Genomic DNA, 7651 nt, shown 5'->3' on the forward strand with positions numbered 1-7651 from the left:
CGTCTGTGCGGTGGCCGGGGCCTGGGCCGGCAGTGAGCCGGCCGGGGCGCCCGGGCCCGCGGCGACCGTGGCGTGGACCGCCTCGGCCAGCATCAGGCGGAGCTTCATCGTCTCCGTGAGCTTGGCCTGGTTGTCCTCCTGGCCGCCGTAGGGGACGTCGATGGTCTCGATGACGCAGCGCGCCACCTCGTTGCCCGCCGCCTCGGCCAGGGTCCGGGTGAAGACCTGGGCCGCCTCGTGGAAGGGCCCCGGCTCCTCGGTCGCGGCCCGCATGCGCTCCAGGGCCGCGGCCAGCTGTTCGCGCTGCGGCGGGTGGATGCGGCGGGCGGCCAGCTCGGCCATCAGCGTCAGCAGGGCCGTGCGGACCTCGCCGAGCTCCGCGACCAGCTCTGGAGAGGATTCGTACTCCAGCTGCACGGTCAGGACCAGCGGGTCGAGCAGGTTCCACTCGGCCTTGGGCCGGACCGTGGTGCCGCGGCCGTGGCGGATGCGCAGGACGCGCTTCTCCTCCAGCGCCTTCAGCGCCTCGCGCAGAATGGTGCGGCTGACCGCGAACTCGGCCGCGAGCGCCGCCTCCGGGGGCAGATCCGTGCCCGGCGGGAACTCGCCTTCCAGTATGCGGAGCAGCAACCGCTCGACGACGGCGTTGGCGAGGCGGGCGGGCCGGATGACCCGGTGGACGTTCCATCCCTCGACGTACATGCTGCTGGTGCTCCTCGATCGTGCTGCTGCGTCACTGGCCGTCGCGCGGGGTCCGCCCGGCGTCCAGGCATCCGGTGTGATGTACCGACTTGCGCGCCAATGTACGAGCCGAGGTCTACTCAAGGCAGCTATCTGAGGGCTATTCCATCCTAAATGATGAATCCGCGCCCGCCTTGTCGGCGCGGTGGCGGCGGCGACGCTTGATCAGCAGGAACAATGTCAGAGCCGTGATCAGCGGGAGCCAGCGGTTCTTCTCGTATCGGCCGCTCCAGACCGCCGCCAGCGGGTCGTCGGAAAGCGATTCGTCGAGAGCCGGCGACGCCGCGGGAACGACCGGAGGATTGGTGATCTTCTCCGATTCCGATTCCCCGGATTTATTTGACAGCGATTCCACTACAGCGGGTGCCGCGACTTCGTCAGCTTGGCTGGCTTCCTCTGCTTCCACGGCTTCCACGGCATCCCGGAATTCGGCGGCCAGCGTCTCGATCCACGCTGCGCCCAACGTCTCGACGGCCTCGTGCCAGTCCGCGCGCCCGAACTCCAAAGCGCGCCCAGAGAGCTCCAACTCCGGCACCACCGAGATGACGGTCCGCTCCCCCGCGTCCCCGGCCGGGCCCAGCGTGACCCGTAGATACCCGGCCAGCGCGCCGTCGCCCCGCGCCTGCGCGGCGTCCACGGCAATGTCCAGCGTCCCGTTGTGCGCCTCGGCTCCCGCTATGCACGCGGTGCCGCGGTAGGTGATGGTGGCGCCGGCCCCGCCGGCCCCGACCCGCAGCTTCAGCCGTCCGGCGACCACGTCCCCGGCGACCCCCTCGGGGCCGTCGGCCGGGGGCACCGTGTGCACCGCGTCGACGGTCAGCCCGGGCACGGCCCGGGCCATCTTCTCGGGATCGGTGAACGCCAGCCACATAGTCCGGTGCCGCACTGGCACCTCGACCTCGAACGCCATCGCGTACCCACCCCCTTGCCGGGAAGTCACCCGCGCTTCCGCCATCGGAGCGGACCGCGTGCCTGGTGGCACGTTACCAGCGCTTGGACATCCCGCGGCTGACCTTGGTGACCAGATTGCGCGGGACCAGCTTGGCCACCGCGGTGATGGCCTTGTACTGCATGCTCGGCACGCTGACCGCCAGGCCCCGCCGCAGGTCGCGCAGGGCGCCCTCGACGATCTCGTCGGCCTGGAGCCACATCCACCCCGGGACGTCGGCGGTGTCGATGTCGGCGCGCTCGTGGAACTCGGTGTGGGTGAAGCCCGGGCAGACCGCGACCACCCGCACGCCGGTGCCGTGCACCTCGGCGGCGATGGACTCGCTGAAGTTGGTGACCCAGGCCTTGGCCGAGCTGTAGGTGCCGCGCGGGACGAAGCCGGCCACCGACGACACGTTGATGATCGCGCCCTTGCCGCGCTCGATCATGCCCGGCAGCGCGGCGCGGGTCAGCCGCAGCACCGCGCGCACCATGACGTCCAGCATCGCCTCCTCGTCCTCGACGGGATGCGACAGGAAGGCACTGCCCTGGCCGAAGCCGGCGTTGTTGACCAGGACGTCGACCCCGCGCAGCGGATCGGCCAGCCGGTCCTCGACCAGCGCCCGGCCGTCCACGGTGGCCAGATCGGCGGGCAGTACCTCGACCTTGCCCGCGCCCAGCAGGCTGAGCTCGGTGGCGGCGCTCTCCAGGCGCTCGGAGTTGCGGGCCACGAGCACCAGGTCATAGCGGGCCGCCGCGAAACGGCGGGCGAACGCGGCACCGATGCCGGCCGTCGCCCCGGTAATCAAGGCCGTCGTCATGGCCTCAAGCCTGGCATGCCCCCTCCGGCGCCACCAGAGGGGGGTGCCCGGTGCAGGACCGTCCTGGTGGCGACGACGTCGCCACCGCCCCCGGCGTGCGGATACGTGTGCCAGCTGCGCCACAGCACCCCGGCCAGCCGGGCCGGCAGCGGCTCCACGACGACCGCGGTCACGGCGTCGGGGATCTCCGGGAACACCGCGATCGTGGCGCCGGGCAGGGCGTCGGCGTAGTCGCGCAGCGCGCCGGCCCAGGCCGGGAAGTACTCGGCGGCCACCTCGCGGACCTCGCACCGCACCTCGTAGTGGTAGCCGTCGTCGAGTTCGCGCTCTATGGCTATCGGCAGCGGACCCGGGGCGGCCTCGCGGCAGGCCACCGTCTCCCGGCAGACCAGGCTGCCGAGGTCGGCGGTGCGGACCAGGATCTGATGCGAGGCGCCGAGGATGCGGACCTCGACGTCGAGCGGACCGACCGGATGGAGGCCGGTGTGTAAGGGGGGTTGGTCGGGGGCCTCCAGGGACCACGACAGCTCCGAGGCGCGGACGTCCCTATAGGGGACCGATAAGGGAGCGATCATGCCTGATCAACGACTCGCACGCGGCCAAGGTCACGAAGAAAGCCTATGGTCCGACGATTTGATCAGCTGACTGACGAATGGTCCGGCGCGGGCCCCGGATCAGCGGCGACCCCGGCCGCGGCCCTTGTCTCGACTCTTCTCGCGGCTCTTGTCGAGGCTCTTGTCTCGGCCGCCCCGGCCCCGACCGCCGCTCTCGCGGCCGCCGACGTCCGGTCCGTTGTCGCGTCCGTTGCTGTTGCCGTTGTCTCGCCCGCCGCCGTTGCGCTCCCGGGCGACGCCGCCCCCCTCGTGCTCCATCTGCCGGCCGTGCTCGGTCTCCCGGTGCATCACGGCCTTGCGCCGCCCGACCATCGGCAGGCCCAGCATGCCCAGCCCGGCCCCGGCCAGGCAGGTGTAGAGCCACCAACCGTGGCCGTCGGAAATCAGAGTGGAACGAAAAGGTAACAAGATGACGAACGCAGCAGCCCACAGGCCGATGCCGATCCAGATAACCTTTGCCTCGTTGATCTGCATCGGCTCCAGATTCGGCCGGCCGGCGCGGCCTCGTTGGGCGGTGCGACCGGAAGAGTCACGCTCCGGCGTGCCCTCCGGTTCCTCCGCTCTGCGCCTGCGGCCCTGGGTTGTCATGTGGACAGGATATCGGCGGTCCGAGATCTCCAGGCGAGGAGTGGCAGTTGTCAGTTCAGACGGGAAGCGACGGCGGTCCCGGCGGGGTGGGCGTTCTGGAACGCGCGTTCAAGGTGCACGAGCGGGGATCGACCTACGTCCGCGAGGTCCGCGGCGGCCTGGCCACGTTCTTCACCATGGCCTACATCCTGGTGCTGAACCCGATCATCCTGTCCGGCCCGAAGGACAAGTTCGGCCACGTCCTGAGCCACACCCAGCTGGTGACCTCGACCGCGGTGGTGGCCGGGGTGATGACGCTGATCATGGGCATCGGCGGGAACCTGCCGCTGGCCATCGCCGCCGGGCTCGGGCTGAACGGGGTGGTGGCCTTCACCCTGGCCCCGACCATGTCCTGGCCGGACGCGATGGGCCTGGTGGTCCTGGAGGGCCTGGGCATCTGCCTGCTGGTGGTCACCGGGCTGCGGCAGAAGATCATGGACGCCATCCCGCTGGCCCTGAAGAAGGCGATCGGCGTCGGCATCGGCCTGTTCGTCGCCTTCATCGGCCTGGTCGACGCCGGTTTCGTCGGCAAGGGCGACGGCACCCCGGTCACCCTCGGCACCGGCGGCACGCTCAAGGGCTGGCCGATGTTCGTGTTCTGCATCGGCGTCCTGCTCACCCTGTGCCTGCTGGTCCGCAAGGTCCCCGGCGGCCTGCTGATCTCGATCGTCGGCACCACGGTGCTGGCGATCGTGGTGAACAAGATCGCCAAGGTCCCGGACGCGGCCTGGGGCACCATCGCCCCGAAGGTCCCGCACGGCGTGGTGGCGCACCCGGACTTCGGCCTGCTGGGCAAGTTCAGCCTGTTCGGCGGCTTCCACCACGCCGGCGTCATGACCGCGATCGTCTTCGTCTTCACGCTGATCCTCGCCGACTTCTTCGACGCGATGGGCACCATCATCGGCATCAGCGGCGAGGCCGGCCTGCTGGAGGCCGACGGCCGGCTCCCCAACATCGGCCGCGTGCTGTTCATCGACGGCCTGGCGGCCTCGGCCGGCGGCGCGGGCTCGGCGTCGTCGAACACCTGCTTCGTGGAGTCGGCGGCCGGCGTCGGCGAGGGCGCGCGCACGGGACTGGCGAACATCGTCACCGGCGGCCTGCTGTTCCTGGCGGCCTTCCTGACCCCGGTACTGACCATCGTGCCGTCCCAGGCGGCGGCGCCCGCGCTGGTCGCGGTCGGGTTCCTGATGATGACCCAGGCCAAGGACATCAACTGGGACGACTGGGAGATCGCGGTCCCGGCGTTCCTGACGATCGCGCTGATGCCGTTCACGTACAGCATCACCAACGGCATCGGGGCCGGGTTCATCCTGTTCTGCGTGCTGAAGGTGGTGCTGGGCAAGGCGCGCGAGGTGAACTGGCTGATGTGGATTGTGGGGGTGTTCTTCGTGGTGTACTTCGCGCTGGATCCGATCAAGCAGGCGCTGGGGATCGAGTAGGCGAACGGCGCGGGAGCGCTACCGCCCCCGCGCCTTCACCAGCCCGGTCTCGTAAGCCAGCACCACGGCCTGCACCCGGTCCCGCAGCCCGAGCTTCATCAGTATCCGACCGACGTGGGTCTTCACCGTCGCCTCGGACAGGAACAGCTTGCCCGCGATCTCCGCGTTCGACATCCCCTGCGCGACCAGCAGCAGCACCTCGTGCTCGCGGTCGGTGAGCACGTTCAGTTCCGGGGGCGCCGGCTCGCTCTCCGAGGGGAGCATCGGGGCGAACTTGTCGAGGAGGCGGCGGGTGGTGGACGGCGCCACCACCGCCTCGCCGCTGTGGACCGCGCGGATCGCGGCCAGCAGGTCCGGGGGTGGGACGTCCTTCAGCAGGAAGCCGCTGGCGCCGGCCTTCAGCGCCGCGAAGGCGTACTCGTCGAGGTCGAAGGTGGTGAGCATCAGGACCCGGGGGCGCTCGCCGCGCACCACGAGTTCGCGGGTGGCGGCGACGCCGTCGAGGCGGGGCATGCGGACGTCCATCAGGACCACGTCGGCCTCGAGGGTGGCCAGCAGGTCCAGGGCGGCCTGGCCGTCGCCGGCCTCGCCGACCACGGCCATGTCGGGCTGGCTGTTCAGGACCATGCGGAAGCCGGTGCGCAGCAGTTCCTGGTCGTCGACCAGGACGATGCGGACGGGGGCGTCGGTCTCGGTCGGCGGTTCCGGCGCGGTCTGGCTCAACGTCACGACTCCTGGGATTCGGCCTGCGGTTCGCTCCGGTCGGCGGACTCCGGGCCGGCGAACGGCAGGATCGCCTCCACAGCGTAGCCGCCGGAGACGTGCGGGCCGGTGACGAGTGTCCCGCCGAAGACCGAGACCCGCTCGCGCATGCCGACCAGGCCGTGCCCCATGCCGTCGCCCGGGGCCTCGGCGCCGCGGCCGTTGTCGACGATGCGCAGCACCAGGCAGTCGTCGGTGTATATGAGCGCCACCGAGGCCTTCACCTGCGGGCCGCCGTGCTTGCGGGTGTTGGTCAGCGACTCCTGCACGATCCGGTAGACCGCCAGCGCCAGGCCGGTCGGCATCTCCCGCGGCACCCCCTCGACGGTCAGCGCCACCTGCAGCCCGCTGGAGCGCACCTGCTCCAGCAGGTCGCCGAGCTGCTCGATGCCGGGCTGCGGGACGTAGGTGCCCGCGTCGTCGGCCGAGCGCAGCACCCCGAGCATCCGGCGCATCTCGGTCAGGGCGGTGCGGCCGGTCTGGGAGATCGCCAGCAGCGCCTTGCGCGCCGCCTCCGGGTCCTGGTCCAGGGCATAGGTGGCGCCGTCGGCCTGCACCACCATGACCGAGACGTTGTGCGCGACCACGTCGTGCAGCTCGCGGGCGATGCGGGCGCGCTCGGCGGCGGCGGCTATCTGGGCCTGCGCGTCCCGCTCGCGCTCCAGCCGCTGCGCGCGGTCCTCCAGGCGCACGTAGTACTCGCGGCGGTACCGCATGGAGTCGCCGGCCACCCAGGCCAGGCCGACCAGGCCGCCGATCAGGACGGCGACGAACACGAAGGTGACCCAGTTGAAGTGCCCGGTGTGGTTGTACGGCGCCCCGCCCTGGTAACACTCCCGCGCCTGCGAGGGCTCGAGCTGGCCGCAGGTCGCCGTCTGGTCGTCGAACATGTGCAGCAGCTGGAACTGGATCAGCCCGCCGACCCAGACCAGGCCCATCGCCGGCATCGACCAGCGGCGCTGGCAGTAGGCGGCGACCGTATAGAGGTAGATCAGGTACGCGAAGTCGGCGGCGTTGAAGGCCGCCGCCTCGGCGAAGAAGCTGAGGAAGCCCGCCACCGCGGCCACCGCGAACGTGCCGCGCGGCCACCGGCGCCGGAAGATCAGCGGTACCGTCGCGGCCACCACCAGCGGCGCGACCAGCCACCGCGCCGCCCGGCCGGGATGATCCGAAGCCATCAGCGAGGCCAGGCCGACCACCAGCAGGAAGGCGGCCGGGATACTGTCGATCAGCTTCGGGTGGCGCTGAATCCAGGCGTAGACGCGGGACACGCTTTCAGCGTAGGCGCCGCCCGGCCGACCGGACATGACGCCGAGGGATGATCCGCCGGTCATCCTCAGGTCGCATGAGCTGGGCGGTAGCGTGGCGGCCGTGACGGAATGGGCGACGTGGCGCACGGCGATGGAACGGGCCCTTTACGGCCCGGACGGCTTCTACCGGCGGCCCGGCGCCGGGCCCGCGGCGCACTTCCGGACCTCCGCACACAACCCGGTGTTCGCCGAGGCCGTGGGCCGGCTGCTGCTGCGGGTGGACGAGCGGCTGGGCGCGCCGGGGCGGCTGGACTTCGTCGACATGGCGGCCGGGCGCGGGGAGTTGGCGGCCGGGGTGGTGGCGTGGCTGGCGGCCGAGGCGCCGGAGGCGGCCGGGCGGCTGCGGGTGGTGGCGGTGGATCTGGGGCCGCGGCCGGAGGGGTTGCCGGAGGCGGTGGAGTGGGCCGGGG

At 71.3% G+C, this 7651-nt stretch carries 8 protein-coding genes and 1 pseudogene; 2 read left to right on the top strand and 7 right to left on the bottom strand.

Features of this window, described 5'->3' with window-relative positions; all coding sequences use genetic code 11:
• From KGQ19_RS45935 to KGQ19_RS45955, 5 genes are all read right to left on the bottom strand, one after another.
• Positions 1–702 (bottom strand): FadR/GntR family transcriptional regulator (locus tag KGQ19_RS45935; RefSeq protein ID WP_212021475.1); only part of this gene is annotated, 702 nt, incomplete at its 3' end.
• A gap of 139 nt (positions 703–841) precedes the next feature.
• Complete coding sequence (locus KGQ19_RS45940) at positions 842–1651, bottom strand: SRPBCC family protein (protein WP_212021477.1); 810 nt, start codon at positions 1649–1651, stop codon at positions 842–844.
• A 73-nt stretch (positions 1652–1724) separates the two neighbouring features.
• Positions 1725–2489 (bottom strand): SDR family NAD(P)-dependent oxidoreductase, encoded by a 765-nt coding sequence (locus KGQ19_RS45945; protein ID WP_212021479.1) that lies wholly within the window; start codon positions 2487–2489, stop codon positions 1725–1727.
• Positions 2486–3064, bottom strand: a complete 579-nt coding sequence (locus KGQ19_RS45950) for a DUF2617 family protein (protein WP_212021481.1) — start codon at positions 3062–3064, stop codon at positions 2486–2488. Before KGQ19_RS45950 ends, KGQ19_RS45945 begins: the two co-directional genes overlap by 4 nt.
• Positions 3065–3163: 99 nt before the next feature.
• Entirely contained in the window at positions 3164–3691 is a 528-nt protein-coding gene (locus KGQ19_RS45955; RefSeq protein WP_268908234.1) for a DUF2530 domain-containing protein, read from the bottom strand.
• A gap of 47 nt (positions 3692–3738) precedes the next feature.
• Between KGQ19_RS45955 and KGQ19_RS45960 the strand changes: the two genes are divergently transcribed.
• Positions 3739–5169: an NCS2 family permease gene (locus KGQ19_RS45960; RefSeq protein ID WP_230420464.1), complete on the top strand. Its 1431-nt coding sequence runs from the start codon at positions 3739–3741 to the stop codon at positions 5167–5169.
• A gap of 18 nt (positions 5170–5187) precedes the next feature.
• Here the strand turns inward: KGQ19_RS45960 and KGQ19_RS45965 are convergent, their stop codons facing one another.
• Together KGQ19_RS45965 and KGQ19_RS52415 are read right to left on the bottom strand one after the other, a co-directional pair.
• Positions 5188–5892: a response regulator gene (locus KGQ19_RS45965; RefSeq protein ID WP_212021489.1), complete on the bottom strand. Its 705-nt coding sequence runs from the start codon at positions 5890–5892 to the stop codon at positions 5188–5190.
• A gap of 2 nt (positions 5893–5894) precedes the next feature.
• Complete coding sequence (locus tag KGQ19_RS52415) at positions 5895–7202, bottom strand: sensor histidine kinase (RefSeq protein ID WP_212021485.1); 1308 nt, start codon at positions 7200–7202, stop codon at positions 5895–5897.
• 91 nt (positions 7203–7293) lie between these two features.
• Between KGQ19_RS52415 and KGQ19_RS45975 the strand changes: the two are divergent.
• Positions 7294–7651 (top strand): annotated as a pseudogene (locus KGQ19_RS45975) (SAM-dependent methyltransferase); the annotation flags it as partial.

It is taken from the genome of Catenulispora pinistramenti (genome assembly GCF_018274385.1).
Classification (GTDB): domain Bacteria; phylum Actinomycetota; class Actinomycetes; order Streptomycetales; family Catenulisporaceae; genus Catenulispora; species Catenulispora pinistramenti.

Bases quoted from the DNA above. Each gene is read 5' to 3' on its own strand.
- KGQ19_RS45950 (WP_212021481.1), bottom strand. From the start codon at position 3,064: ATGATCGCTCCCTTATCGGTCCCCTATAGGGACGTCCGCGCCTCGGAG.
- KGQ19_RS45945 (WP_212021479.1), bottom strand. From the start codon at position 2,489: ATGACGACGGCCTTGATTACCGGGGCGACGGCCGGCATCGGTGCCGCG.
- KGQ19_RS45955 (WP_268908234.1), bottom strand. From the start codon at position 3,691: ATGACAACCCAGGGCCGCAGGCGCAGAGCGGAGGAACCGGAGGGCACG.
- KGQ19_RS45940 (WP_212021477.1), bottom strand. From the start codon at position 1,651: ATGGCGTTCGAGGTCGAGGTGCCAGTGCGGCACCGGACTATGTGGCTG.